The following is a 25,767-nucleotide window of genomic DNA, read 5'->3' on the forward strand; positions in this document are numbered from 1 at the left end:
GATCCGGTTGGGGAATCGGCCATCGAGCCTTCGCGGGGCCCGCGTTCGAGATGCACGTGTGGTGCATGGTTCGAACCATCTTTCGGTGGACGCCACGGTCCCCGCAGGATTTGGCACCTACGCGGACGCTTGCGCGCCTGCGGGCTGCCCCGGCTTCAAAGGGCCTGTCCCTCTGCCGGTCTCGATGGTGAGGCCACGATGCCAGCCGTTCCGCGCACTGTCAATCCCTTCATGCGGATAAAGCGATGAATATTTTCGTCCCAGGTATGCGAGGGGCGTCGCGGTTGTCCCGTTCAGGATCCGGTACAGTCCCGGCGGTCCCTGCCGCTGGAACCCCCCGATGCCACGCCTGCCCCTGACCTGGCTGCTGCTGCCCCTGCTGGCGAGTGCGACGGCCAGCGCCGGCGACTGGCGCCAGGGCTGGGGACTGGTGCCTCCTCCCGCTTCTGCCGCCCGCGCAGGCGATGCCGAGGCTGCCGCACCGATGGCCCAGCTGCGCCTGCAACCGGTCGGCACGCAATGGCAGGCCCGCATCGACAACACCCTGGCCGGACCGCTGCAGATCGAGCTGCGCGCTGCACCCGGACACCCGGTCGAAGGGCTGCCGGTGCAATCGCTGATCCAGGGCGACAGCAGCCTGGTGGTCGGCCACCTGCCTGCCCCGCACGACGGCCGCACGCTGGACCTGCGCCTGCAGTCGGTACCAGGCAATCCGGCCGCACAGGCCGAGGATGTGGCCTATCGCCTGCCGTTCGATGCGGCCCGTCCACGCGTGGACCAGGCGCCGCAGGGCCGGTTCAGCCACGACGACGAGGAAAACCGCGATGCGGTCGACTTCGCGCTGCCTGAAGGCACGTTGGTGCTGGCCGCACGCGAGGGCACGGTGATGCAGATCCAGGATGGCTTCCGTGGCAACGGCCAGGACCGCGAACGCGATGGTGGCCGCGCCAACTTCATCCGCGTGCTGCACAGCGACGGCAGCATGGCCCTGTACGGCCACCTGCAGGCCGGCGGCATGCGCGTGCGTCGCGGCCAGGCGGTGGGAGCCGGGCAGCCGATCGGCCTGTCCGGCAACAGTGGCTACAGCAGCGCCCCACACCTGCACTTCGTGGTACAGGTCAACCGCGGCATGGGCCTGCGCTCGGTGCCGGCACGCATCTTCGCCGAGCAGGGCCAGCTGCAGTTCGCCCGCCACGGCGAGGCCGACGGCGGGATCGGGCGCTGACCGGCCCCGGCCGGTATAATCGGGCGCTTATCTCTTTGAAAAGCGCCCCGGGCGGGCGCCACTGCCATGTCCGAAGTCGCCAACGAAGCGTCGCGTCGCCGCACGTTCGCCATCATTTCCCACCCTGACGCCGGCAAGACCACGCTGACCGAAAAGCTGCTGCTGTTCGGAGGCGCGATCCAGATGGCCGGTTCGGTGAAGGGCCGCAAGGCTGCCCGCCATGCCACCTCCGACTGGATGGCGCTGGAAAAGGAGCGCGGCATCTCCGTCACCTCCTCGGTGATGCAGTTCCCGTATGAAGGCAAGATCGTCAACCTGCTCGACACCCCCGGCCACGCCGACTTCGGCGAGGACACCTACCGCGTGCTGACCGCGGTGGACTCGGCGCTGATGGTGATCGACGTGGCCAAGGGCGTGGAAGAGCGCACCATCAAGCTGATGGAAGTGTGCCGCCTGCGCGATACGCCGATCATGACCTTCATCAACAAGCTCGACCGCGAGGGCAAGGACCCGATCGAGCTGCTGGATGAAGTGGAAACCGTGCTGGGCATCCAGTGCGCCCCGGTCACCTGGCCGATCGGCATGGGCCAGCGCCTGAAGGGCGTGGTGCATCTGCTCACCGGCGAAGTGCACCTGTACGAACCGGGCCGCAACTTCACCCGCCAGGACTCGACCATCTTCCCGTCCATCGATGCCCCCGGCCTGGCCGAGAAGATCGGTGCACAGATGCTGGCCGACCTGCGCGACGAACTGGAACTGGTGCAGGGCGCCAGCCACCCGTTCGACCTGGACGCTTATCGCGCCGGCAAGCAGACCCCGGTGTTCTTCGGCTCGGGCGTGAACAACTTCGGCGTGCAGCCGCTGCTGGACTTCTTCGTCGAGCATGCGCCGTCGCCGCAGGCACGCTCCACCACCGGCCGCGAGATTGCCCCGGAAGAGAACAAGCTGACCGGCTTCGTGTTCAAGATCCAGGCCAACATGGACCCGCAGCACCGTGACCGCGTGGCGTTCATGCGCGTCTGCTCGGGCCGTTTCAGCGCCGGCATGAAGACCTTCCACGTGCGCACCGGCAAGGAAATGAAGCTGGCCAACGCCCTGACCTTCATGGCCAGCGATCGTGAAATCGCCGCCGAAGCGTGGCCGGGCGATGTGATCGGCATCCACAACCACGGCACCATTTCCATCGGCGATACCTTCACCGAAGGCGAAGCGGTCACCTTCACCGGTATTCCGAACTTCGCCCCGGAGCTGTTCCGTCGCGCACGCCTGCGTGATCCGCTCAAGCTCAAGCAGCTGCAGAAGGGCCTGGCCCAGCTGTCCGAGGAAGGTGCGACCCAGTTCTTCCGCCCGCTGACCAGCAACGACCTGATCCTGGGTGCGGTCGGTGTGCTGCAGTTCGACGTGGCCGCGTACCGCCTGAAGGACGAGTACGGCGTGGAAGCCACCTTCGAGCCGGTCAGCGTGACCACTGCGCGTTGGGTCCACTGCAGCAACGAAAAGAAGCTGGAAGAGTTCCGCGAGAAGAACGCACTGAACCTGGCACTGGATGCGGCCGGCCACCTGGTCTACCTGGCACCGACCCGGGTCAACCTTCAGCTGGCGCAGGAACGCTCGCCGGACGTGCGCTTCTCGGCCACCCGCGAAGCGGCGCATACGGTTTCGGTGGGCTGATGCCACGCGGTCGGATCCCTTTCCGCAGGAAAGGGCTCTGACTCCTGCAGTGCCGGGCGTTCATCCACGCATGGCGTGGATCTACCATGGACCCGGCGCAGGCCGGCAATTCATCGACCATACGGTGACGGGCGTGCAGACGCCGCCCATCGCGGCGATGATAGGGGGGTGCGGGTCCCCCTCCCCGCGAACGATGCCTACGCCATGTCCACGACTTCCGTTGCTTCGATCCGCGAAGAAATCGCCAGCGCCCTGACCCACGGCCTCGGTGCCGTGCTCGCTCTGGGCGCCGGTGCGGTACTGATCACCCTGGCCGCCATCTACAGCGATGGCTGGCAGCTGGCCGGCGCGATCGTATTCGGCATTGCGCTTCTGCTGCTGTACACCGCCTCCACGCTGTACCACGCCATCCAGCACCCGGTCGCCAAGGGCCGCCTGAAGGTGTTCGACCACTGCGCAATCTACGTATTGATCGCCGGCACCTATACCCCGTTCACCCTGATCGGCCTGCGTGGCCCGTGGGGCTGGGGCCTGTTCGCCGCGATCTGGACCCTGGCCCTGGCCGGGGTGGTGTTCAAGCTGTTCTACACCGGCCGCTTCAAGGCGCTTTCCACCGGCATCTACATCGCCATGGGCTGGCTGGTGATCGTGGCGATCAAGCCGATGCTGGCCTCGATCGACGGCTGGACGCTGGGCTGGCTGCTGGCCGGCGGCCTGTCGTACACGCTGGGCACCTATTTCTATCACCGCGAATCGATCCCCTATTCGCACGCGATCTGGCACCTGTTCGTGATCGGCGGCAGCGTCTGCCACTTCGTCGCGGTGACCATGCAGGTGCTGTAACGGCGCGGGTTGTGCACACCACGCACATGGACGCTTCGCGCCCCGTCCACGATGAAGGGGCAACCATGGCAGCGTGAATGCTGCCGCCTCCCCTGCCGCAACGCGCGCTTCCCGCTGGCGCCTCCGCAGACCTGGCCCGCGCGGCCGGCGCTGGCTCACGGTCCTGGTCTTCCTGCTGGCAGTGATCCTGGTGGTGATCGCGCTGTGGGACTGGAACTGGTTCAAGGGTCCGGTCGAGCGCGCGGTGCAGGCACGCACCGGTCGTGCACTGCACATCGGCCACCTGGATGTCGACCTCGGCCGAACCAGCACCATCCGTGCCGATGCGATCACCTTCGCCAATGCCGCCTGGGCGAAACAGCCGAACATGGCCACGGCCGACCGCGTCGAGATCGACGTGCGGGTATGGCCCCTGCTGCGCGGCAGCGTGCAGCTGCCGGAGGTGCGCCTGACCCGACCGGACGTGCTGCTGGAAACCGCCCCGCGCAAGGGCGAGCCGGGCAACTGGGATTTCCTGGGTGACAGCAGAGGCGGGACAAGCCCGCAACTCAAGCGCCTGCGCATCGACGACGGCCGGCTGCAGTTCCTCGACGCACTGGGCCGCACCGACATCCGCGTGGGCGTGCGCAGCGGCCAACCGAAACAGGCCGATGCCTCGCCGCCGCTGCTGGTGCGGGGCAAGGGCCGCTGGCAGGGCAACCCGTTCACCCTGCAGGGCGGTACCGAATCACCGCTGGAACTGACCGACAGCGACCACCCGTTCCGCATCCACCTCGACGGCCGCGCCGGTGCCACCCACGCAGTGGCCCGCGGCACGCTCACCAACCCCTTCCAGCTGCGCGTGTTCGACCTGCAGTTCGCGCTCAGTGGCCAGGATCTGGCCGATCTCTACCCGCTGCTCGGCATCGCCATCCCGCCCTCACCGCCCTATGCGTTGGACGGACGCCTGAAGCGCGACCACAACGTCTGGCGTTACGACGGCTTCACCGGCAAGGTCGGCGACAGCGACCTGGGGGGCAACCTGCAGTTCGAGGTGGGACGCGACCGTCCACGACTGACCGCGACGCTGGAATCCAGGCGCCTGGACTTCGATGACCTGGCCGGCTTCGTCGGCGCGCCACCGAAGACCGGCGGCGGCGAAACCGCCAACGCAGAACAGAAGGCCGAGGCCGCACGCGTTGCTGCCCGTGCACGCGTGCTGCCCGACACGCCCTACAACCTCGGCAAGCTGCGCGCGATGGATGCCGACGTGCGCTGGAAGGCCCACCGCATCAACGCCCCTTCGTTGCCGCTGGACGACATGGATGCGCACCTGCTGCTGGATGACGGCGTGCTACGGCTGGACCCGCTGAACTTCGGCGTGGCCGGCGGCGATATCCGCAGCACGATCCGCATGGATGCACGTCAGCCGCAGATCCGCACCGCGCTGAAGGCCAGCGTGCGCGGCGTGCAGCTGGGCCAGCTGCTCCCGGACGCGAAGCTGGCCGAGCAGGCCAAGGGCGGCATCGGCGGCGAAGTGGACCTGAGCGGCCGTGGCAACTCGATCGCCGCCATGCTGGGCAGCAGCGATGGCAAGGTCGGCCTGGCGATGGGCCGCGGCCATGTCGGTAACCTGGTAATGGAACTGGCGGGGCTGGACATTACCGAATCGCTGAAATTCCTGGTGACCGGCGACAAGCAGATCCCCCTGCGCTGCGCCTTCGCCGACTTCGGCGTGCGCGACGGCCTGATGACCAGCCAGGCACTGGCGGTGGATACCACCGACACGATCCTCATCGGCGAAGGCACGGTCAGCCTGCACGACGAGAGCCTGGACCTGCTGCTGAAGCCTCGCCCGAAGGACAAGAGCATCCTGGTTCTGCGCTCTCCGCTGCGTATCAGTGGCACGTTCAAGGACCCGTCGTTCCGCCCGGACTTCAAGGCGCTGGGTATTCGTGGCGCCGTGGCCCTGGCGCTGGGCAGCATCGCGCCGCCGGCGGCGTTGCTGGCGACGATCGAACTGGGGCCGGGGAAGGATGCCCACTGCGGGGGGCAGTATGCGAAGTAGGTTTACAGCGTTGTTCGCGGCGCCTGCATTGATCGCGGCCTGAGGGGGACGGGTGACGCAGGCAGGACACGCCGCAAGTACGTCCCTGTAGGCTCGATGGCGCCATCCATGGCGCCAACGGTCCTGCCTGCGTCACCCGTCCCCCTTCCGACAGTTTCCTGCGCGCGCGGAACGAGAGCGGAAATTCAAAGTCAAAAGAAAAAAGCAAAGTCAAAAGCTGTTGCCAACCAAGGTTGGCAGCTACCAAGGGCGAGGCACCGCGCATGTACGCACCGCGCTCGCAGAAATGTGTCCAGAGGCGGAGGGTGCGGCTGTGGCTTTGGCTGTGGCTCTGGCTTCGAAAAGCGGGCCGGCGGGCCGCAGGCCCGCCAGCGACACCCTCACCCGGCGACGATGTACTGCTGCAGCTGATCCAGCTCGCGCCGCTGCGCGTCGATCACCGATTTCACCAGGTCGCCGATGGAAATCACCCCCAGCACCTGCGCCCCCTCCACCACCGGCAGGTGGCGGATGCGGTAATCGGTCACCAGCTGCAGGCAGTGCTCTACCTGTTCGCCCGGCGAGACCGTCACCACCTTCGCCGTCATGATCTCGGCCACCGCCGTATCACGCGACGAACGATCACGCAGCACGATCTTGCGCGCGTAATCGCGCTCCGAAAGGATCCCGACCAGCCGCGGCCCGTCCATCACCAGCACCGCGCCAATGCCCTTTTCCGCCATCAACCGGATCGCATCGATCACCGCCGCATCCGGCGCGACCGCATGTACTTCAGGAGACTTGCCGTCCAACAGTTGCCGTACCGTGGTCATCTGCCTGCCCTCCGAGGGTGGGTTGCAGGGCCGAGTCTGCCACGGTGGATGCTAGCCACGCGTCAACCAGGTACAACGGGCGCTGCTTGGATTCCTCGTACAGCCGTCCCAGGTACTCACCGATCAGGCCCAGGGCGATCAACTGCACCCCGCCCAGGAACAGGATCACCGCCATCATCGTCGGCCAACCCGCCACCCGGTCACCGTACAGGGCCGCCTTGGCGATCACCCATACACCGAATACGAAAGCAACCGCCGCCGTGGCCAGGCCCATGTAGGTCGCCGCCCGCAGGGGAACGGTCGAGAACCCGGTGATACCTTCCAGCGCGAAGTTCCACAGCCGCCAAAGGCTGAACTTGCTGGAGCCGGCCACGCGCGCGTGGCGGTGGTAGGGCACGGCAATCCGCTTGAATCCGACCCAGCTGAAAAGACCCTTCATGAAGCGATGGCGTTCACGCATCTCGCGCAGCGCGCTCAGCGCGCGCGGCGACAGCAGGCGGAAGTCACCGGTATCGGCAGGGATCGGCGTGCGTGAGAGGCGACCGATCACCCGGTAGAACGCCGCCGCCGTGGCGCGCTTGATCCAGGCCTCGCCGTCGCGGGCCATGCGCGTGCCATAGATGTTGTCATGCCCTTCGCGCCAGCGCGCAACGAACTGCGGCACCAGTTCCGGCGGGTCCTGGCCATCGGCGTCCAGGATCATCGCTGCGCCTTCGCGCACCAGATCCAGGCCGGCAGTCAGCGCGGCCTCCTTGCCGAAATTGCGCGACAGCTTCAACGCCGATACGCGCGCGTCGCCCTGCGCCAATCCTGCGATCACCTGCCAGGTCCCGTCGTGGCTGCCGTCGTCCACATACAGGATGTGACCATCGACGTCGGGCATACCATCGAGCACCGCGCACAGCCGTGGATGCAGCAGCGGCAGTGCCAGGGCCTCGTTGTAGGCGGCGATGACAAAAGTGAGCCGTTCGCGGTTCATGTCCGGAATTGTACGTTGCCGGCGCGCACACGACCCGCCGCCTGCCGATCGCAGCGCGCCCGCCTCAGTCCTCCGACAGATAGGACGCGCCGCCCAGCTGTCGTGCCTGGCGCTGGATCCATGCCGCGCGCCGCTGCACGTACGGCCCTGGCTTGGCCGCGTTGTAGCGTCGCGGTGCCGGCAACACCGCCGCCAGCCGCGCACTCTCGGCCGGACTCAACCGGGCCGCGTCCTTGCCCCAGAACGTCTGTGCCGCTGCCTGCGCGCCATATACGCCATCGCCGAACTCGGCGATGTTGGCGTACATCTCCAGGATGCGTTCCTTCGGCCACAGTGCTTCGATCAGCACCGTGTACCAGACTTCCAGGCCCTTGCGCACCCAGCTGCGGCCCTGCCAGAGGAACAGGTTCTTGGCGACCTGCTGGCTGATCGTGCTGGCCCCCCGCAGGCGCCCGCCCTTGGCGTTGTGGTCGCGGGCCTTCTCGATGGCCTGCAGGTCAAAGCCGTTGTGGTCGGGAAAGCGCTGGTCCTCTGCGGCCACCAGCGAGATCGGCAGGCTCGCTGCCATCTGGTCCAGGTCGCGCCACTGGTAGTGCAGGCGATAGGACCAGTCGGCCTCGCCCAAGGCCTCGCCATAGCGCCACAGCATGACCGTGGATACCGGCGGGTCGATGAACCGCAGCACCAGCACCTGCAGGCAGCTGAAAGCGGCCAGCAGCAGCGGCAGCCAGAGCAGCCGTTTCCAGCGCCAGCGCCTGCGGCGCGGGACTTCCGCGATGGCCTCCACCTTGTGCTGCTCTCCCCCTGCCCCCATTACTGGTGCATCCTTCTTCTATCTGGTTGTCGGCGCATTATCCGGCAACCGCCCTCGTTTACGCGCGATGTGAGCCGATGACCGCCAACCCCGATTCCCTGATCCGCTTCCTGCTTCCCGATGCTGGCGTCCGTGGCGTCCACGTGCGCCTGCAGGCCACCTGGCAGGAGATTCTGTCCCACGCCGAGTACCCGGATACCGCCGCCGAACTGCTCGGCGAGGCCTGCGTGGCCTCGGCGCTGTTCACCGGCCACACCAAGATCGATGGCCGCCTCTCGATCCAGCTGCGCAGCAGCACCGCCCTGCGCACCCTGTTCGCCGAGTGCACCGCCGCCGGTACCCTGCGCGGCATCGCCCAGCTCAGCGAGGGCGCCGATGCGCCGCGCGACCTGTCCCGCCTGGGTGATGACGCCCTCCTCGCGATCACCATCGAGAACCCGGGCCTGGACCCACGCGAGCCGCAGCGCTACCAGAGCCTGGTCGCGCTGACCGCGCCGGAGCTGGACGAGGCCTTCGAGGACTACTTCCGCCAGTCCGAACAGCTGCCGACCCGCCTGCTGCTGGCGGCCGACCGCAAAGGCGCCGCCGGCCTGCTGCTGCAGAAGCTGCCGGGCGACGAGGGTGACGAGGACGGCTGGGCGCGTGCCAGCGCCCTGTTCGAGACCCTGGGCAAGGCCGAGCTGCTGGCGACCCCGGCCGAGCAGCTGCTGCACCGCCTGTTCCACGAAGAGAAGCCGGAACTGATGGGCGACAAGCCGCTGTCCTTCGCCTGCTCCTGTTCCCGCGAGCGGGTCGCATCGATGCTGCAGTCGCTGGGCGAAGACGAGGCCCGTGCCGCGGCCGCGGACACCGGCGCCGTCGAGGTCCGTTGCGAATTCTGCGGGCGGGAGTATCACTTTCCTTTGACGGAGTTCGGCATACTGTTCCACGGTGCCGAGGGGACTGTACCGGCGCCTGAACGGCTTCAGTAAACGGCTTGTCTTGCATCTGGGGGGATCAAGGCTTGTTAAGAATTCATAAACACCCTAGGATCAAGTTCCCGTCTCTGCGGGAACTTCCGTTGTCCGTCCCTGTCTGAACTGGTCCGATGCGTACCTTCCTGCGTCTACCGCTGGCCCTGCTGATCGCCCTTGGCGCGATCACGGGCGTGCACGCGCAGAGCAAGGACACCCGGACCGTGCTGCCGGTGTGGAACAAGGGCAGCGGCAAGGTCGAGGCCCTGCTGTACCTGGAGCCCACGGGTGAACAGGCCGCCGGCGCCCGCTGGCACTTCGGCCGCAACTCGCTGGATGCGGCCTTCGGCCTGTCCTCCGGCGATTCACTGGGCCTGCTCTGCAACAGCAGCAGCGGGACCAGCATGAGCGGCCTGGCCAGTCACTGCATGCTGGCCAGCCTGGGTGACGACGACGACCTCAACAGCCGCCGCTTCACCGGCACCGCCGCGCTGAACCGCGGCAACAGCCGCCTCGGCATCACCGCGGGCACCGGCCGTGAAACGCTGCCGGCGTGGCTGTCAGGCCCGAACAAGACACCCTCGCTGCGCGCCGAGCAGAACGACCTGACCGTATTCGCGCAGAAGAACATCGGCCGCGAGGGTTTTGTCTCGATTGCCGGTACCTACGCCAAGGCCCGCCTGGTACCGCTGGCCGACGCCGCGCCGTCCATCGTCGACCGCTGGGACAGCAAGAGCCTGAGCATCGGCGCCGGCTATGGCAACTTCACCGGCAGCATCATCGGCCGCGTGATCGACGTACCGGGCAAGCCCGGCAAGTGGGAAGGCCTGGGCATCGGCCTGACCTGGCGTACCCCGTGGTCCGGCCAGCTTACCGTTGGCGCCGAGAACGTGATCAGCCGCGGCAAGAATCCGTTCTCCCCACGCAATGAAAGCAACGACGACGGCACCGTGCCGTACGTGCGTTACGAACAGGACCTGTAACTCCAGCCGCGGCGCAGCATACGGCCCCGCATGGTCGCCAGGCCCAACGGCTGCGAGTCGTTGGGTCAACGCGCTGAACGCCCGTCACACCAGGCATTGCGGCTGCGGCACGAGGCCAGTCCGAGGCCTGCCTTCATCTATTTCACACAAGTCATTAACAGCCCTTTAATTATTGGAAAAGGGCAGTTAGTATCGGCTCAGCTTCACGTGTTTTGGTGGCGCCTTTCGCCTCCCGCGTGAAGCACTCAGCAGCACCACCAAGAATCCTTGGAGAGAGAGCCAATGAACAGCAAGACCAGCAAGCTGCGCGATGCAGTTGTCCTCGCGCTGATCGCAAGTGCCGGTACGGCGGCTACCGCCAGTGCCCAGGAAGGGAAGTCAGGGCAGGCGGGTACGACCCAGCTCGACCGTATTGAAGTAACCGGTTCGCGCATCAAGCGCACGGATGTTGAAGGCCCCAGCCCGGTCAGCGTGATTTCCCGCCAGGACATCGAAACCTCCGGCGAAATCTCGGTCGCGGACTTCCTCCGCAACAACATCTACAACTCGTTCGGTTCCACCCGTGAGTCGTCGGGCTCGGCAACCGGTTCCGCAGCCACCATCAGTCTGCGCGGCCTCGGCTCTGAGTACACGCTGGTCCTGCTGGACGGCCGTCGCATGACGTCCTCGCCGACCCTCGGTGGCGGTGCGCAGAACATCAACCTGATTCCGACGGCCGCCGTCGAGCGCATTGAAATCCTGCGCGAAGGCGCAGGTGCAGTGTACGGTTCGGATGCCATCGGCGGCGTGGTCAACGTGATCCTGCGTAAGGATTATGAAGGCCTGGGCTTCAGCGTCGGCTATGAAAATCCTGAAATCGGCCCGGCCGGTCGCACCGGCAGCCTGTCCGGTGGCATCAGCTCCGACCGTGGCAACCTGACGTTCGTGATCGACCATCAGGAACGCGAGTTGATGTACAACCGTGATATCAAGAAATACGTCACTGATGCAGGGCTGACCTGGGGCCTCAGCCCGTACAACTCGAGCGCGACCTTCTCCGGCGCCCGCACCGGCAGCGCCAGCGTCGCCAACTGCGACACCTTCGAGAACAGCGTCCGCATCAGCCCGACCCGCTGCGGCTTCGACCACGGCGCGACCTCGGCCAACGAAGCCTCGATGTCGCGTGACTCGCTGCTGCTGAACGGCAACTACCAGCTGACCGACAACACCTCGTTCTTCTTCCGTGCAATTGCGTCGGATACCAAGAGCGTTGGCGTTTATGCGTCGGCCCCGGTCGACAACGCCGGCGGCGGCCGTCCGCTGACCATCGCAGCCAACAATCCATTCAATCCGTTTGGCGAGGACGGCGTGCTGTCCTACCGGTTCACCCCGCTGGGTACGCGTGATGCCGTCCGTCGCGATACCTATCGCGATTTCAACTTCGGCCTGCGCGGTACGCTGGACCTGTTCGGCGGCGCCGACTGGGAAGTCGGTGTTGGCCATGGACGTGTCCGCCAGAGCTCGGTGAACTACAACTACGGCATCGGCAGCATCCTGCAGGACATGGTTGATTCGGGCGAGTACAACCCGTTCGATCCCACCCATCCGAGCGTGGCCGCTGCGGCTCCGAAGATCGCACACACCGTGTACGTGGAATCGGAACAGCGCACGGTCTCGGCCGACGGCAACATCTCCTTCGACCTGTTCCAGATGCCCGCCGGCGCCGTCAGCTTCGTGACCGGCTTCGAGTACCGCGATGACCGCCTGTCCATGGCCTACGACGCACAGAGCGCCGCAGGCAACGTGTTCGGCTCGGCAGGTGCAGGTACGGGTGGTGAGCGCTCCTACTACGCAGGCTACTTCGAAACCCTGATCCCGCTGTTCAGCAGCCTGACCGCCACTGTGGCCGGCCGCTATGACAGCTACAACGATCTGGGCAGCAAGTTCTCGCCGCGCGTATCGCTGGAGTTCCGTCCGATCGACTCGCTGCTGGTTCGTGGCTCCTGGGGCAAGGGCTTCCGTGCTCCGACCCTGGATGACATGTACGGCTCCAACTCCACGACCAACCTGAACAGCCCGGTGCTGAGTGCGATCGGCCACAACGGCGGCGACGAACTCGCATGCAAGGCCTTGTCCGCCGTCCGCGCTTCGACCGGCAATACCGGTTACCAGCCGTACCCGGTTGATCCCTGCAGCACCAGCAGCCAGTACCAGTGGCTGGTTTCCTCGAACCGCAATCTGAAGCCGGAGGAATCGAAGAACTGGAACGTCGGCTTCGTGTTCAGCCCGACCGAAGCACTGTCGATGGCAGTCGACTACTACGATGTGCAGATCGACAACGTGATCACTTCGGTGCCGCGTCCGCTGGCATGGCGCTACGGTGACGCAGGCCAGCCCGGCTATGGCGTTGATCGTGGTCCGGACATCACTGCACCGAATGGCGCAGTACTGCCGGGTATCCCGTTCCAGATCAAGCTGCCGATCGACAACGGTGCTTCGAAGAAGGTCCGTGGTATCGACGCCGAGTTGAACTTCCGCCAGAGCCTGGGCACCTACGGCGACCTGATGGCAAGGCTGAATTGGGCCCACCAGATCGAATTCACCGAAACCTCGATCATCAACGACAAGGTTGAACTGCTGGGCACCGGCGGCTATCCGAAGGATCGCGCGCAGTTCACCCTGGGCTGGAGCTACGGCGACGTCAGCATTGCGGCGATCACCAACTACATCGGCAAGAGCGGTTCGGAAGACACGCGCCTGCCGAGCTGGATCACCAATGATCTGCAGTTGACCTGGAATGCGCCGTGGAAGGGCAAGGTGACTCTGGGCGTCCGCAATGTCGGCAACAAGCTGCCGCCGTTCAACGATTCACTGAACTCCTTCCCGTACTACGACAACAGCCTGTACAACATCTGGGGCCGTACCCCGTACATGCGTTACGAACAGAACTTCTGATCCACGCCTGTCAGCAGTAGTGCAGCGACCCGCTTGTGCGGGTCGCTGCTTTTGGGCAGTCTTGCAGCTGCGTCAACTTCCCATGATGTGCATAACCTGTGCACCGGGCCCCGCCACAATGCATGACGGAAGCGCCGCAATGAGCGCAGATCCCCACTCCTTCCCGCAGGCAGCGCACTGGACCCAGCTCTGGCGCACCGGCGTGCTTCATTCGTGCAGTCACGGCATCGAAGGAAACTACGATGGCGAACTGCGTCTCTTCTGGGAGCGCAATGCCGCGGTTCTGCCACAAGGCGCGCGTGTGCTTGACGTTGGCACCGGCAACGGCGCCATCGCCCTCTTGATCCATCGGTTCCGCCCCGATCTTCAAGTGGTGGGCACCGACCTGGCCGATGTCGACCCCCGCTCGAATGTCGCCAATGGCAGAGAGCTTTTCTCCGGAATCACCTTCCTGCCTCGTACGCCGATGCACGCCATTCCGCTGGCAGACGGTAGTGTGGACCTTCTGGCATCGCAGTATGCATTCGAGTATGCAGCTCAGGGCCCAGCACTTCAGGAGTTTTCCCGGCTGATCGGGCCTGGAGGGCGAATCGCGTGGATCCTGCACAGCACGAACAGCGAAATCTCGCGCATCTCATCGCGCCAAGCCCAAGCCATCGCCGATGTACTGCGGAGCGACGGCATCTTTGATCGGGCTGAACAAGTGATCAAGGAACTGTACGCGGCCAAGGCCAGTGGCCCCTCCTTTCTTTCGGGGAGCAGAACTGCGGAGCAATCCCGCCTGGCTTTCAACGAGGCGGCAGGCGCGCTTGTCGACCGTGCCCTGGCGGAGCGGGATCTGCCGGTCCTGGGCCGGAGCGTCGGCATTCTGCAGGACGCGCTGGGCCCCGCCGCGCAGGATCCATCGACCGCCCTGCGGCGACTTCAGAGTGGTCGTGCCCTGCTTGCAGAGGAAGCCGCTCGCCTGCAGGAGCTCATGCGGGCGACCCGAAGCGAGGACGAGATGAAGCGCCTGGCGGCCGCATTGGGTGCCCAAGGCATGAATTCAGGATTTGAACCTCTGATGTATCGCGGGGTAAACATGGGCTGGGCGTTGGAGGCAGTACGTGAATGAGGCCGCTGAGGCTCGCCGTTATCACCATGCAGCTCGGCTGGATGATGCCCTCCCGCACTACAGGCGAGCACTGCTGCTGGATCCGTCTGACGATGTTCTTCGCTACGACGCAGCGCTTTGCATCATGCAACTCGGCCACGCACAAGAAGCCGCAGTACTGTTCCAGCAGATCCATCCCGCGTCCACCGCCTGGCAACCGGCACGCGCCCCTCTTGCGATCTGCCTGCGTGACAGCCATCGTGCGGGAGAGGCGCTTGAACCCGCACGCCAGGCAATCACGACGGCAGAACCGCAAGCATGGCAATGGATGCTGCTTGGTGACCTCCAGCAACGCACGGGCCAACAAATGGCTGCTGTCGACAGCCTCCAACGCGCGCTCGCGCTGGATCCCACCCTTCTTGAGGCCCACCACCTGCTGGGTCTCGCCCTGCAGGAAACGGGCAGGTACGAGGAGGCGATCAAGAGCTATGAAGTTGTAGCCGCCCAACTTCCCATGGAGCTCATCAACATCGCTCAGTGCCTTCAGCACCTCGGCCGGTGGGAATCCGCACGTGACGTACTGGCGCAACTTCACACGCTGCAGCCCGCACGTATGGACGTAATGTGCTGGCTCGCGCATGTCCATGCACAGCTGTGCGAGTTCGATGCCACGGACCGGATCGTGGCGCGGCTCATTGCACAGTTGCGCGTGACCACGCCCACAGCCGACGACGTACCGCAACCATTCACCTTCGCGACGCTGCCATTGGGCAACGACCTGCACAGGCAGCTGCTGGATCATGCGGCCGCATCGATCCAGGCCGGCCGGCAACCGTTGCCACGGGCGGCTGCCCGTCGGCACGGCCGCCCAAGAATCGGCTACCTTTCCAGTGACCTGCACCACCACACCGTGGGCACCCTGTTGCACGGATTCTTCGCAGCGCATGATCGGAGCCGGTTCGAAGTGCATGTGTACGATTCCGGCCGGCAGCCGGCGTCCATCAACGGCGCAGAACACATCGAGCACGTTGGCGCGCTGAGCGACGCTGAGCTGGCAAAGCGACTGCACGAAGCGGATCTGGATATTCTCATCGATCTCAACGGCCCAACGTATGGAGGTCGGCCTGGAGCTCTGGCATATCGACCAGCGCGCATGCAACTGGGATGGCTGGGCTACCTCTCCGGACAACAATCGCCATGGCTTGATGGCATCATCCTCGACCACAGCCTGGCACCGGCAGACACCTCATGGCCGTTTTCCGACCGGGTACTTCGCCTGGCTGGCAGCGTGTTTCCAGCAGCAGAGCCCCACTCTCCGCCTGGACGAGACCGTGCGCGCTGGAAGCTACCCCATGCATCACCGGTAGCAGCCAGCTTCAATAGCAGCCATAAACTGAGCAGATCGCTGCTGGAGTGCTGGACGCAGATCCTGCGCGAGGCGCCTGATGCACTCTTGCTGGTCTGCCTGGCACCACAGGCACACCGCGGATTCCTGCAATCGTGGGACCTGCTCGGGGGAGACCGCGACCGGCTTCGCCTGCTGTCGCCGATGCCGGCCGAGCAATACCTGGAATGCATGGCGTCATGCGATCTGTTCCTTGATGCATTCAATTACCAGGCCGGTGCGACTGCGATTGATGCAGCATCGGCAGGGTTGCCACTACTGACCTGCCCCGGAGAGCTGCCGCTTTCGCGACTGGGGAGCAGTGTGAACAGGCAACTGGGAATGCCCGAACTGATCTGCAACGGACACCATGATTATGTGCGGCGCGCAGTGACACTGCTCCGTAACCCGGCTGCGCTTTCAGAACTCCGCCAGCGGGTCACCGTCCGCAACAAGGACAGTGCGTTGCATTCGGCAGCACGTGCGGCTACCGATCTTCAAGCGCTTTATCAAGACCTGCTGGGGGAGTGAACACCCATGGAAACACTGGACCATATCCCTGATGTGGAACTGGAGCGCGAGATCGCCATGTTGTTTCTAGCCGGCGAGAAGGACCGGGCGCTGCTTCGCCTGCAGGATGAGCAGCTTGCGCAAACCCATCCCAGGCTGGCATTCCAATTGGCGCTGCTGCTGATCGAAATTGGCGACTGGAAACACGCGAAGCAGCAGCTTGATCGGGTACTCAGCCTTGAGCCGCGCTTTCTGCCAGCCTTGCGACGTCGCGCAGCGCTGCTGGCCCATGATGACGACCTGACCGCCGCAGAGGAGGACTTCCAGCGCATCGTGAAGGTCGCGCCAGATGAAACGTCGGCTGTCGCCAACATCGGTGTTGTCCTGTTGCGGCGTGGCAATCACGCGGCCGCATTGCCTTGGCTGCAACGAGCTGCAACGCAGTCGCCTGCTGACGCTCGCATCCAGCACAGCCTGGCCAACGCTCTCAGCGGAGCGGGTCAACATGCTCTGGCACTGGATCTGTTCCACCGGCTTGCACAGGGCTCTCCCGGAAACACCGATCTGGCCGCAGACTGGGCCATTGCCCTGCTGCGCGGCGGTGATGCGGCGTCGGCTCATGCACGTTTCCTGACCCTTCTTTCAGAACATCCCCACGACCAGCGCTGCTGGGCCGGGCGCTATCTGTCCGCATGCGCTCTGAAACTGCAGGATGCCCTCGGCTTGATGGACTACCCGCTCCTGCTGCGGCAGATCAGGACCGATCTGGACACCACAGCGTTGATCGATGCGGTGCTGCAGTTGCCGTCATTACGCTGGGAGCCTGCGGGCAAAACCACTCTTGGCGGCCTTCAAAGTGCGATGCTCGACCTGGCGCCAGCAAGCCCATTCCACGAATTCGGCCAGCAGGTGAGCAACGCACTCCACGATTATCTGCTGCAACTGCGCGGAAGCCTGCTCGACGCCCCTCTCGACGCCTGGCGACTGAGCCTGCCTTCACGATGGACGCTGCAGGCCTGGGCAACGGTGCTGCATGGCGATGGAGGACATCAGGATCCACACCTGCATCCCGCCGGCCGCATCAGTGGGGTGCTTTACCTCGATGCCGGCAACTCTGCCAGGGGAGACGGGGATCTCGTGTTTGGGCATGCCCCCAGGGACATCGACACAGCGGGCGAACCGCACGCGCATCGTCATGTGGCCCGCAGCGGCGACATGCTTCTCTTCCCCTCCTGGTTCCTCCATCACACAACGCCGTACCACGGAACGCGACCGCGCATCAGTCTGGCATTCGACCTGCTGCCAGCGTCGCTGTGAACAAGTCCCTTTCATCCGCTGAGGCATTTCACATGGAACGTCGAATAGTTACGGAACGCCTCATTCTGCAGCCCCACTGCCGGGATGACCTCGATGACTGCACCAGCATGTGGTCAGACCCGGCGGTCCTGCGCATGATCCGCGACCACCCTTTCAGCCGGCACGAGACCTGGCTTCGCATACTGCGATATGCAGGCCATTGGGCAATGCTTGGATACGGCTACTGGACCATCCGCCATCGCAACGATGGAAGATTCTACGGAGAGCTCGGCTTTGCCCTTACCCTGCGTGACCTGCCTGGAGAGGCCGCCGGCCTGCCTGAATTCGGCTGCACGTTGTCGCGTCGTGGCTGGGGACGCGGCATCGCCCAGGAGGCCACTGCCGGCGTGCTGGAATGGATGGATCGCGTTGCTCGGATCGAAGCCACTTCAGCGATTACCGATCTCCGCAACCGATCGGCGCTGGCGTTGGCCAACGCCGTCGGCTATAGCATCGTCGAGGAAATGGATTTTGAAGGCAATCCATTCGCAGTGCTCACACGCACCTCCAGCCTCACGACGCTCACTTCATGATGTAGTTCCGGCAACAGACGCCGGATGACGGGCAACGTCAGGCGTCGTGGCGACGATTGGCGCCATCGTGCCGCGAATAGAAATAGACCAGCGCATTGCGCTCGCCGGCCGTCACCCGTGCGACCTCGTGCCGCAACTTGCAGGTCGTAAGCAGCACCGTGCCGTAGGTCGCCGCATAGGCATGGCGCGCACCGGCATCGTCGTGGACGACAAAATCACCGCCTGCGAAATCGTGCCCCAACTGGATGATCATCGAGTAGTCATAGTCCGGATTGCTGGCAGCATCCAGATGCAGGCCGATGAAGGAACCCGCCGTCATGCGGTTCATCTGTGCCCGACGGATATGGAAGGCATCCTGTGACTGGAACAGTTCTGCAATCGCGTTCCGGCACTCCTCCCGGTTGAGGATCCCCAGGATCTGGTCTGCGTGCGGGCGATTGACCACCTGCGGAACCTCGCCTTGCCGATCAACCATGATGCGACGCACGTAGATGTCGTGCGTGTCGCCTGCGTCGCCCTGCGTGACGGCCTCTTCAGGCAGCAACGACTGGAGCCTTTCAAGCTCTTTCAATGTCGAGGCGTCAAACACAACGCCCATCGGGATCAACGTACTGCCGGTCGTTTTCAACTCATCCGCGTAGCGGGAAAGTTGCGAGGCTTCCAATACCATACTCATGCAGCGTCCTCCTTTCGTTTGGGAAAGCAATCAATCAAGCCAAGGCAGAAAATTTCTCCAGGAATGCGCCGCGCTCATCGGGGTTCAGTACCGGTGCCCAGCCGATGCTGGCGCCGCTGCTGGCATTGACAACCCGATTGCCAACCGCTGATCGCACGACGCAACCGCTGGCCGCGCCCTCATGCAAGTACACGCCCACCACTGTACGGTGAGGCGCCAAGCCAAGGTCGCGATCGTCCAGATGGACCAGTTCCGGAACATCGAGCATCGGCTGCTGGACCCAGTCGCCAGCTCCAGATGTGCTCAACCGGCGCGCCAACAGGGCAGCGGCGGCGCTACCGGAGGGAACGACATCCTGCCCGCCGTAGCCGTACTTTTTCTTGAACACGATGTTGCTGTCGGATTCGTTCAATGCGGCTACATCGTCGACAGTGACGAAATGCGTGGGCACCACCCAGCGCTGTACTGCCCCCCATTCCATCGGCGTCAGTACCTGCCGGTAGCCCTCATCCCACAGCAATGCCAGCCATGCCTTGCTCATCAGCAGTTCGGCTTCAAGGCCATTGGAGAACCTCGCACCGCTGTCGAGGATGTCCAGGTACACATCGTGATCAGAAAGCACGTCGTCATAGGTAAAGCGACGATGGACCAGTGTCCTGCTCATATCCATGCCCGAGCGCCGCGCATGGCGCCAACTACGTTCATCATGCACCGAAATGTCCAGTCCAGGCAGAGAACGCCGCAACCACTGCTGGCTGAGATCGCCACTGGGATAACCCATTGCCGAGTGCGTGCTCCAGTCGAGCAGATGGAGGCTAAGGTAGCCCTCACGCACGATGCTTCGCGCGTACATGCTGGCAAGATTGTTTACCGGTACCGCCTGACTACCCTCTGCGTCCCAGCCAAGCACGTCGGCGAACGCTCGATAGTGTTCGAACAATTCGAAGCCACCCACCGCTGCGGAGAAATTGAGCTCGCATATCCGCATGCCATCGGCGCAAGGCAACAGATCGGCACGCATCACGCGATGTTGGCCGCTGCGAAGCTGCTCCCAGTCCACCAAGGGTGCCCATGCAGGGTCGACCCCCATTAGCTGAAGAAGGTCACTACGCGCATGCCGGCGCAATGCTTCGTCGACCACGCGCTGCAGGCCGGATGCAACCAGCTGCAAGCCGTCAACCAGTTGCTCGTAGTCGTTGCGATCAAACAACAACGGATGCGCGGAAAAGCGCATCCGAGGTGCATTCAAGGCGATCCGGAAGGCCTCGAGGCGTCGCTGTATCTCTGCGTATGCCATGGTGCCGGGCAACGATTGGAAGGCCGGCAATGCCTGCTGATTGATTCCGTGGAACATCCCTGTCCTCGCCCGAGATCCGTGAAGGCATCCTGAACATTCAATCATCCAGCACTTGCTGTCAAGCGACGGGCAGCCGGCTATCGGCCGCAGGCTTTCAACTTCAACCGTTCGGAATCAGCGTCTCGATGAGATGCTCGACATAGGCTTCGAAATCCTCGCGCGCCTGCTTGGGCTGCTGCAGCTGCAGGGACAGCTGCAGGAAGCCGACATAGGCGGCGTAGGCCAGGCGTGCGCGATGGCGTGCATCGGTCGAGCTGAGCCCTGCCTGGCGGAACGAGGCGATCAGATAGTCGAGGCGGCGCTGCGACACGCGGTCGATCACCGGCCGCACCATCGGATGGTCCAATGCCTTCAGCAGCTCGCTGTAGATGATGTGCGGCTGCACTTCATGCGCCACCATCTGGAACAGCTGGCGCAGGCGCACGCGCGGATCCGGTACGTCTTCCAGGCTGCCGAACACCTGTTCCTGTTCGAACAGTTCCCAGCGTTCCAGCGCGGCCTGCAACAAGGCGTCACGCGAGGGGAAATGCCAATAGAAACTGCCCTTGGTCACGCCGAGTCGCCGCGCCAGCGGTTCCACCGCAACGGCGCCTACGCCTTGTTCAGCAATCAGGTCGAGGGCCGCCTGGGCCCAGTCCTCGGCACTCAGGCGGCTGTTGCGGCCGGCGCGCGGTTCGCCGGCGGAAGCGTCAGGTTGATTCATGGGCTGATTTAACCATACGCCGGGGTTCGTTGCAGTACGCCGTTGCGGTCGAAACCGTCAAAGGCCTCTCCTGCAGGCCTGTCGCACTGCACCATACGATGCAGTATTGACTTCCCTCACAGGCGATCCATACTAGCAAGTATGGTTACGTCCCCTACTCCCGCTGCGTTCCATGACCTGCGCCTGGAGGCGGCCCATGGCGCCCGCCTCGCCGCCACTGCCAGCGACCACGGTCGCCGTGGCCGGGTGCTGTTCGCGCACGGCTTCGGCCAGACCCGTCATGCTTGGAATGCCACCGCGCGTGCCCTGTCTGCAGCCGGCCTGCAGACCCTGGCTTATGACGCACGCGGCCACGGCGATTCGGACTGGAATGCCGCCGACCTGCCCTACCACGGCGAACAGTTCGCCGATGACCTGATCGTGCTGGCCGGCGAGCAGCCGCGCCCGCCGGTGCTGGTCGCAGCCTCGATGGGCGGCCTGTTCGGCCTGCTGGCCGAATCGCGCTGGCCAGGCCTGTTCTCGGCGATGGTGCTGGTCGACATCACCCCGCGTTGGGATACCGCCGGTGTTGAACGCATCCTGGCCTTCATGACCGCCCATCCCGACGGCTTCGCCTCGCTCACCCAGGCCGCCGACGTGATCTCGGCCTACATGCCGCACCGCCCGCGCAAATCCGAGCAGTCGCTGCGCGCCCTGCTGCGCGAGGACGGCCATGGCCGCTGGCGCTGGCACTGGGATCCGCGACTGGTGGCCGAACTGGCCCGCGACAGCGAGCAGCACCAGGATGCACTGGCCGAGGCCGCGCGGCAGGTGAAGTGCCCGCTGCTGCTGGTCAGCGGCGGCCGCAGCGACCTGGTCACGCCGCAGACCGTGGCCGAATTCCTGGCGTTGGCGCCGCACGCGCGCCATGTACAGCTGCCGCAGGCCACGCACATGGTCGCCGGCGATGACAACGACGCCTTTACCGCTACTGTGTTGGACTATCTGGACGTGTTGCCCGCAGCAGACGCTGCGGCTTCGTCCGCCACAAACGAGCACGTCACCGGAGCACGCTCATGAGCATCGTTCTTCCCTTCCTCGCCCTGCTGCTGGCAGGCGCGTTCGTCGCCTACCACCGCATGCGGCTGGTTACCTGGACGCTGATCAGCGTGGCCCTGCTGGCCGCCTGCTGGTTCATTCCCTACGTCAACCAGACCGCCACGATCGTCGCGGCCGCCGTGCTTGCCGTCATCGCCGTGCCGCTGCTGCTGCCGTTCATCCGCAAGCCGCTGCTGACCGGCCCGATGATGAAGGTGTTCCGCAAGGTGCTGCCGCCGCTGTCGCAGACCGAGCGCATCGCGCTGGAAACCGGCTCGGTCGGCTTCGAGGGCGAGCTGTTCACCGGTGATCCGGACTGGAACATCCTGCTCAACTATCCCAAGCCGCAGCTGACCGCCGAAGAACAGGCCTTCCTTGATGGCCCGGTGGAAGAGCTGTGCACCATGGTCAACGACTGGGAAATCACCCACGTCCATGCCGACCTGCCGCCGGAGCTGTGGGCCTTCATCAAGAAGAACAAGTTCTTCGGCATGATCATCCCGAAGGAATACGGCGGCCTGGGCTTCTCCGCACTGGCCCACCACAAGGTGATCCAGAAGCTGGCCTCGGTGTCTTCGGTGGTCAGCTCCACCGTCGGCGTGCCGAACTCGCTGGGCCCGGGTGAACTGCTGGTGCATTACGGCACCCAGGAACAGAAGGACCAGTACCTGCCGCGCCTGGCCGATGGTCGCGAGGTGCCCTGCTTCGGCCTGACCGGTCCGTTCGCCGGTTCCGACGCCACCTCCATTCCGGACTACGGCATCGTCTGCAAGGGCGAGTGGAACGGCGAGCAGGTGCTCGGCGTCAAGCTGACCTTCGACAAGCGCTACATCACCCTGGCGCCGGTCGCATCGCTGATCGGCCTGGCCTTCCGCATGTACGACCCGGATGGCCTGATCGGCGATACCCGCGACATCGGCATCACCCTGGGCCTGCTGCCGCGCGACACCGCTGGTGTTGAAATCGGCCGTCGCCACTTCCCGCTGAACTCGACCTTCCAGAACGGTCCGATCCGCGGCAAGGACGTGTTCATTCCGCTGACCCAGCTGATCGGTGGCGCAGCCATGGCCGGCAAGGGCTGGAACATGCTCAACGAGTGCCTGGCCGTGGGCCGCTCGATCACGCTGCCGTCCACCGCCAGTGGCGGTGCCAAGGCCGGTGCCGCCGTCACCGGCGCCTACGCACGCATCCGCAAGCAGTTCGGCCTGTCGGTCGGCCGCTTCGAGGGCGTGGAAGAAGCGCTGGCCCGCATCGGCGGCAAGGCCTACAAGATCAGCGCGCTGTCGCAGGCCACCGCCGCGGCGGTCGACCGTGGTGACGTGCCGTCGGTGCCGTCGGCGATCGCCAAGTACCACTGCACCAACATGAGCCGCGAGGTGATCTCGGACATGATGGACGTGATCGGCGGCAAGGGCATCATCCTGGGGCCGCGCAACTTCGCCGGCCGCAGCTGGCAGGCCGCGCCGATCGCGATCACCGTGGAAGGCGCCAACATCATGACCCGCAGCCTGCTGATCTTCGGCCAGGGTGCGATCCTCTGCCACCCGTGGGTGCTGAAGGAAATGAAGGCCGCGCAGGATCCGGACACCCGTGCCGGCCTGCAGGAGTTCGACCGCAGCCTGTTCGGCCACATCCGCTTCGGTATCTCCAATGCCGTGCGTTCGTTCTGGTTCGGCCTGACCGGCGCGCGCTTCGGCGCCGCCCCGGGCGACGCCTATACCCGCCGCTACTTCCGCAAGCTGGACCGTTACTCGGCCAACCTGGCGCTGATGGCCGACATCTCGATGATGACCCTCGGCGGCAAGCTGAAGTTCAAGGAATCGCTGTCAGGCCGCCTGGGCGATGTGCTGAGCCACGTCTACATGACCAGCGCCATGCTCAAGCGCTACCACGACGAAGGCGCACCGCAGGCCGACCAGCCGCTGCTGGCCTGGGCCTTCCATGACAGCGTGCACAAGATCGAGGAATCGCTGTCGGCCGCGCTGCGCAACTTCCCGATCCGTCCGATCGGCTGGCTGATGTGGGCGCTGATCTTCCCGCTGGGCCGTCGTGCCGAGGCTCCGGGCGACCGTCTGAGCCGCCGCGTCGCCGCCCTGCTGATGGCGCCGAACGAAGCGCGTGATCGTCTGGCCAGCGGCGTGTTCCTGACCCCGTGCGAGAACAACCCGGGTGGCCGCATCAACAGCTACCTGAGCAAGGCGATCATGGCCGAGCCGGTGGAGCGCAAGTTCCTCAAGGCGCTGAAGAGCAAGGGCATCGAAGCGCTGGACTTCAAGGCCCAGCTGGACGAAGCCGTGGCCGAGGGCGTGATCACCCAGGACGAGCGCAGCCTGCTGGAAGAGCTGCGCACGCTGACCCTGGACACCATCACCGTGGACGATTTCGACACCCACGAGCTGCGCGCGGCCAGCTACTACGACCGCCAGCACAAGGATCCGCATTCGCAGGCGGCCTGATCGCCCGCGACACGCGTTGCCTTCGACGGCGGGCCTCGGCCCGCCGTCGTTCTATCCGCCGACCGGAAACCGCTCATGTCCACGCCCCTGCTTTCGCTCTACCGCCGCCTGCAGCGCTGGCCCGCCGGCAACTGGCTGTTCTCGCGCGCGGTCTGCTTCAAGGCGCCCTACTTCGCCAGCATCGCACCGCGCATCACCCGCCTGGAACACGGCCGCTGCGAAGGCACGCTGGCCGATCGCCGCAAGGTGCGCAACCACATCGGCACGGTGCATGCGATCGCGATGTGCAACCTGGCCGAGCTGACCGCCGGGCTGATGGTGGACGCCAGCCTGCCGGCAGACATGCGCTGGATCCCCAAGGGCATGGACGTGAAATACCAGGCCAAGGCCTTGGGCACGTTGAAGGCCGTGGCGACGCCAGTGTTGTCCATCGTCAGTGCTGCGGACGGCTACGACCTGCCGGTGAAGGTCAGCGTGACCGATGCGGCAGGGACCGAGGTGTTCCATGCGACCATCGCGATGTGGGTATCGCCACGCCCTCCGCGCACAGGCTGATCAACCATGACGACCACTGAACTGCTGGTGCGCCTGGCAGGCATTCACAGCCTGGGGTTTGCCGCCTTCCATCTGGCGTTCTGGCGGCTGTTCGGCTGGAAACGCGAGCTCGCCCAGCTCGGCATGGCCAATCGCGCGATCATGCAGATCCTGAATCTGCGCGTGATCTATGTGTTCCTGGGAATGGGGCTGATCTTTGCCCCGGACCTGGTCGACACTCGTCTGGGGGTGGTCCTGCTGGGCTTCATGGCGGTGTTCTGGGTGGGCCGCACGCTTGAACAATTCGTCTTCCTGCGTATCAACGACTGGCGCGTACACCTGCTGACAGGCCTGTTCGTGCTGGGTGCGGCGCTGCATGCCGTGCCAATGTGGCTGGGCTTCATGCGCGCCATCAGCCGCTGAGCGATGGCGCTTGCCAGCACGCGCCCACTTCAGAGCACTCGCAACACCAGTGCCAGGATCGCCGGTACGGCCTGGATCATGAATATGCGCGGGCTTACGCTCCATGCGCCATAGGCCCCCGCCACTACCACGCAGCCCAACGAGAACGTCACCAGCACCGGCTGCGCCATCACCAGCCCCACCACGATGCCCGCCGCCAGGAAGCCGTTGTACAGGCCCTGGTTGGCCGCCAGCACGCGCGTGGTCTCCGCCTTCTCCGGCGTGTTGCGGAACGTCTTCAAGCCCAGCGGACGGGTCCACAGGAACATCTCCAGCACCAGGAAGTACAGGTGCAGCACCGCGACCAGCACGGTCAGCAGCAGCGCGATCAGCGACATGGTTTCTCTCCTCGAAATGACTGGACG

The 25,767-nt window shown here is 64.9% G+C and carries 22 protein-coding genes and 1 riboswitch; of the genes, 15 read left to right on the top strand and 7 right to left on the bottom strand.

Annotation, left to right across the window (positions count from 1 at the left end):
• Positions 1-72 precede the first annotated feature (72 nt).
• A riboswitch (SAM riboswitch) is annotated at positions 73-191 on the bottom strand.
• Between the two features lie 149 nt (positions 192-340).
• The 4 genes from N5D45_RS16080 (at position 341) to N5D45_RS16095 (ending at position 5,786) form a co-directional block, all read left to right on the top strand.
• Entirely contained in the window at positions 341-1,225 is an 885-nt protein-coding gene (locus N5D45_RS16080) for a M23 family metallopeptidase (RefSeq protein WP_019338788.1), read from the top strand.
• 66 nt (positions 1,226-1,291) lie between these two features.
• Positions 1,292-2,896: a peptide chain release factor 3 gene (locus N5D45_RS16085; protein WP_014038155.1), complete on the top strand. Its 1,605-nt coding sequence runs from the start codon at positions 1,292-1,294 to the stop codon at positions 2,894-2,896.
• A gap of 204 nt (positions 2,897-3,100) precedes the next feature.
• Positions 3,101-3,739 (top strand): hemolysin III family protein, encoded by a 639-nt coding sequence (locus N5D45_RS16090; RefSeq protein WP_010482744.1) that lies wholly within the window; start codon positions 3,101-3,103, stop codon positions 3,737-3,739.
• Positions 3,740-3,812: 73 nt separating this feature from the next.
• Entirely contained in the window at positions 3,813-5,786 is a 1,974-nt protein-coding gene (locus N5D45_RS16095; RefSeq protein ID WP_197657415.1) for an AsmA family protein, read from the top strand.
• Positions 5,787-6,166: 380 nt separating this feature from the next.
• Here N5D45_RS16095 and N5D45_RS16100 read toward each other — a convergent pair whose 3' ends face one another.
• From N5D45_RS16100 to mtgA, 3 genes are all read right to left on the bottom strand, one after another.
• Entirely contained in the window at positions 6,167-6,598 is a 432-nt protein-coding gene (locus N5D45_RS16100) for a CBS domain-containing protein (RefSeq protein ID WP_019336409.1), read from the bottom strand.
• The gene (locus tag N5D45_RS16105; protein ID WP_010482740.1) at positions 6,558-7,577 is read right to left on the bottom strand and encodes a glycosyltransferase family 2 protein; all 1,020 of its coding nucleotides are present in this window, start codon (positions 7,575-7,577) and stop codon (positions 6,558-6,560) included. Before N5D45_RS16105 ends, N5D45_RS16100 begins: the two co-directional genes overlap by 41 nt.
• Positions 7,578-7,641: 64 nt before the next feature.
• Complete coding sequence (gene mtgA / locus N5D45_RS16110; protein WP_043399149.1) at positions 7,642-8,391, bottom strand: monofunctional biosynthetic peptidoglycan transglycosylase; 750 nt, start codon at positions 8,389-8,391, stop codon at positions 7,642-7,644.
• Between the two features lie 77 nt (positions 8,392-8,468).
• On the opposite strand from mtgA, the gene N5D45_RS16115 reads away from it, so the two are divergent.
• The 7 genes from N5D45_RS16115 to N5D45_RS16145 all read left to right on the top strand — a co-directional run bounded on the left by N5D45_RS16115 (position 8,469) and on the right by N5D45_RS16145 (position 18,137).
• On the top strand, positions 8,469-9,362 hold the full coding sequence (locus N5D45_RS16115; RefSeq protein WP_049410630.1) for an Hsp33 family molecular chaperone HslO: 894 nt from the start codon (positions 8,469-8,471) through the stop codon (positions 9,360-9,362).
• 116 nt (positions 9,363-9,478) lie between these two features.
• Positions 9,479-10,327, top strand: coding sequence for a hypothetical protein (locus tag N5D45_RS16120; protein WP_010482736.1), 849 nt, complete (start codon positions 9,479-9,481; stop codon positions 10,325-10,327).
• A gap of 282 nt (positions 10,328-10,609) precedes the next feature.
• The gene (locus tag N5D45_RS16125) at positions 10,610-13,261 is read left to right on the top strand and encodes a TonB-dependent receptor (RefSeq protein ID WP_049481850.1); all 2,652 of its coding nucleotides are present in this window, start codon (positions 10,610-10,612) and stop codon (positions 13,259-13,261) included.
• 139 nt (positions 13,262-13,400) lie between these two features.
• On the top strand, positions 13,401-14,375 hold the full coding sequence (locus N5D45_RS16130; RefSeq protein WP_057503485.1) for a class I SAM-dependent methyltransferase: 975 nt from the start codon (positions 13,401-13,403) through the stop codon (positions 14,373-14,375).
• The gene (locus N5D45_RS16135; protein WP_279939276.1) at positions 14,368-16,269 is read left to right on the top strand and encodes a glycosyltransferase family 41 protein; all 1,902 of its coding nucleotides are present in this window, start codon (positions 14,368-14,370) and stop codon (positions 16,267-16,269) included. Before N5D45_RS16130 ends, N5D45_RS16135 begins: the two co-directional genes overlap by 8 nt.
• Positions 16,270-16,275: 6 nt before the next feature.
• The gene (locus N5D45_RS16140) at positions 16,276-17,565 is read left to right on the top strand and encodes a putative 2OG-Fe(II) oxygenase (protein ID WP_082587868.1); all 1,290 of its coding nucleotides are present in this window, start codon (positions 16,276-16,278) and stop codon (positions 17,563-17,565) included.
• Positions 17,566-17,597: 32 nt separating this feature from the next.
• A complete protein-coding gene (locus N5D45_RS16145; protein ID WP_053092030.1) occupies positions 17,598-18,137 on the top strand; it encodes a GNAT family N-acetyltransferase in 540 nt (179 codons plus the stop codon).
• Between the two features lie 37 nt (positions 18,138-18,174).
• Here N5D45_RS16145 and N5D45_RS16150 read toward each other — a convergent pair whose 3' ends face one another.
• The 3 genes from N5D45_RS16150 to N5D45_RS16160 form a co-directional block, all read right to left on the bottom strand.
• On the bottom strand, positions 18,175-18,813 hold the full coding sequence (locus tag N5D45_RS16150) for a 2OG-Fe(II) oxygenase (RefSeq protein WP_049481843.1): 639 nt from the start codon (positions 18,811-18,813) through the stop codon (positions 18,175-18,177).
• A 34-nt stretch (positions 18,814-18,847) separates the two neighbouring features.
• Positions 18,848-20,167 carry a hypothetical protein gene (locus N5D45_RS16155; protein ID WP_057503482.1) on the bottom strand — a complete coding sequence of 440 codons (1,320 nt, stop codon included), beginning with the start codon at positions 20,165-20,167 and terminating at the stop codon, positions 18,848-18,850.
• A gap of 103 nt (positions 20,168-20,270) precedes the next feature.
• Positions 20,271-20,873 carry a TetR/AcrR family transcriptional regulator gene (locus N5D45_RS16160; protein ID WP_006464233.1) on the bottom strand — a complete coding sequence of 201 codons (603 nt, stop codon included), beginning with the start codon at positions 20,871-20,873 and terminating at the stop codon, positions 20,271-20,273.
• A 141-nt stretch (positions 20,874-21,014) separates the two neighbouring features.
• Between N5D45_RS16160 and N5D45_RS16165 the strand changes: the two genes are divergently transcribed.
• From N5D45_RS16165 to N5D45_RS16180, 4 genes are all read left to right on the top strand, one after another.
• The gene (locus N5D45_RS16165; RefSeq protein WP_043399152.1) at positions 21,015-21,932 is read left to right on the top strand and encodes an alpha/beta hydrolase; all 918 of its coding nucleotides are present in this window, start codon (positions 21,015-21,017) and stop codon (positions 21,930-21,932) included.
• Positions 21,929-24,406: an acyl-CoA dehydrogenase gene (locus N5D45_RS16170; protein WP_043399155.1), complete on the top strand. Its 2,478-nt coding sequence runs from the start codon at positions 21,929-21,931 to the stop codon at positions 24,404-24,406. Before N5D45_RS16165 ends, N5D45_RS16170 begins: the two co-directional genes overlap by 4 nt.
• Positions 24,407-24,481: 75 nt before the next feature.
• Complete coding sequence (locus tag N5D45_RS16175; RefSeq protein WP_057503480.1) at positions 24,482-24,961, top strand: hotdog fold domain-containing protein; 480 nt, start codon at positions 24,482-24,484, stop codon at positions 24,959-24,961.
• A gap of 27 nt (positions 24,962-24,988) precedes the next feature.
• Positions 24,989-25,363 carry a hypothetical protein gene (locus N5D45_RS16180; protein ID WP_279939278.1) on the top strand — a complete coding sequence of 125 codons (375 nt, stop codon included), beginning with the start codon at positions 24,989-24,991 and terminating at the stop codon, positions 25,361-25,363.
• A gap of 29 nt (positions 25,364-25,392) precedes the next feature.
• Here N5D45_RS16180 and N5D45_RS16185 read toward each other — a convergent pair whose 3' ends face one another.
• Positions 25,393-25,740: a DUF1304 domain-containing protein gene (locus tag N5D45_RS16185; RefSeq protein WP_057503478.1), complete on the bottom strand. Its 348-nt coding sequence runs from the start codon at positions 25,738-25,740 to the stop codon at positions 25,393-25,395.
• Positions 25,741-25,767: the final 27 nt, after the last annotated feature.

Source organism: Stenotrophomonas sp. GD03819 (genome assembly GCF_029841665.1).
Lineage (GTDB): Bacteria > Pseudomonadota > Gammaproteobacteria > Xanthomonadales > Xanthomonadaceae > Stenotrophomonas > Stenotrophomonas geniculata.

Coding starts and splice junctions, on each gene's coding strand:
- N5D45_RS16080 (WP_019338788.1), top strand. CDS start 341: ATGCCACGCCTGCCCCTGACCTGGCTGCTGCTGCCCCTGCTGGCGAGT.
- N5D45_RS16085 (WP_014038155.1), top strand. CDS start 1,292: ATGTCCGAAGTCGCCAACGAAGCGTCGCGTCGCCGCACGTTCGCCATC.
- N5D45_RS16090 (WP_010482744.1), top strand. CDS start 3,101: ATGTCCACGACTTCCGTTGCTTCGATCCGCGAAGAAATCGCCAGCGCC.
- N5D45_RS16100 (WP_019336409.1), bottom strand. CDS start 6,598: ATGACCACGGTACGGCAACTGTTGGACGGCAAGTCTCCTGAAGTACAT.
- N5D45_RS16105 (WP_010482740.1), bottom strand. CDS start 7,577: ATGAACCGCGAACGGCTCACTTTTGTCATCGCCGCCTACAACGAGGCC.
- mtgA (WP_043399149.1), bottom strand. CDS start 8,391: ATGGGGGCAGGGGGAGAGCAGCACAAGGTGGAGGCCATCGCGGAAGTC.
- N5D45_RS16115 (WP_049410630.1), top strand. CDS start 8,469: ATGACCGCCAACCCCGATTCCCTGATCCGCTTCCTGCTTCCCGATGCT.
- N5D45_RS16120 (WP_010482736.1), top strand. CDS start 9,479: ATGCGTACCTTCCTGCGTCTACCGCTGGCCCTGCTGATCGCCCTTGGC.
- N5D45_RS16125 (WP_049481850.1), top strand. CDS start 10,610: ATGAACAGCAAGACCAGCAAGCTGCGCGATGCAGTTGTCCTCGCGCTG.
- N5D45_RS16130 (WP_057503485.1), top strand. CDS start 13,401: ATGAGCGCAGATCCCCACTCCTTCCCGCAGGCAGCGCACTGGACCCAG.
- N5D45_RS16140 (WP_082587868.1), top strand. CDS start 16,276: ATGGAAACACTGGACCATATCCCTGATGTGGAACTGGAGCGCGAGATC.
- N5D45_RS16145 (WP_053092030.1), top strand. CDS start 17,598: ATGGAACGTCGAATAGTTACGGAACGCCTCATTCTGCAGCCCCACTGC.
- N5D45_RS16150 (WP_049481843.1), bottom strand. CDS start 18,813: ATGAGTATGGTATTGGAAGCCTCGCAACTTTCCCGCTACGCGGATGAG.
- N5D45_RS16155 (WP_057503482.1), bottom strand. CDS start 20,167: ATGTTCCACGGAATCAATCAGCAGGCATTGCCGGCCTTCCAATCGTTG.
- N5D45_RS16160 (WP_006464233.1), bottom strand. CDS start 20,873: ATGAATCAACCTGACGCTTCCGCCGGCGAACCGCGCGCCGGCCGCAAC.
- N5D45_RS16165 (WP_043399152.1), top strand. CDS start 21,015: ATGGTTACGTCCCCTACTCCCGCTGCGTTCCATGACCTGCGCCTGGAG.
- N5D45_RS16170 (WP_043399155.1), top strand. CDS start 21,929: ATGAGCATCGTTCTTCCCTTCCTCGCCCTGCTGCTGGCAGGCGCGTTC.
- N5D45_RS16175 (WP_057503480.1), top strand. CDS start 24,482: ATGTCCACGCCCCTGCTTTCGCTCTACCGCCGCCTGCAGCGCTGGCCC.
- N5D45_RS16185 (WP_057503478.1), bottom strand. CDS start 25,740: ATGTCGCTGATCGCGCTGCTGCTGACCGTGCTGGTCGCGGTGCTGCAC.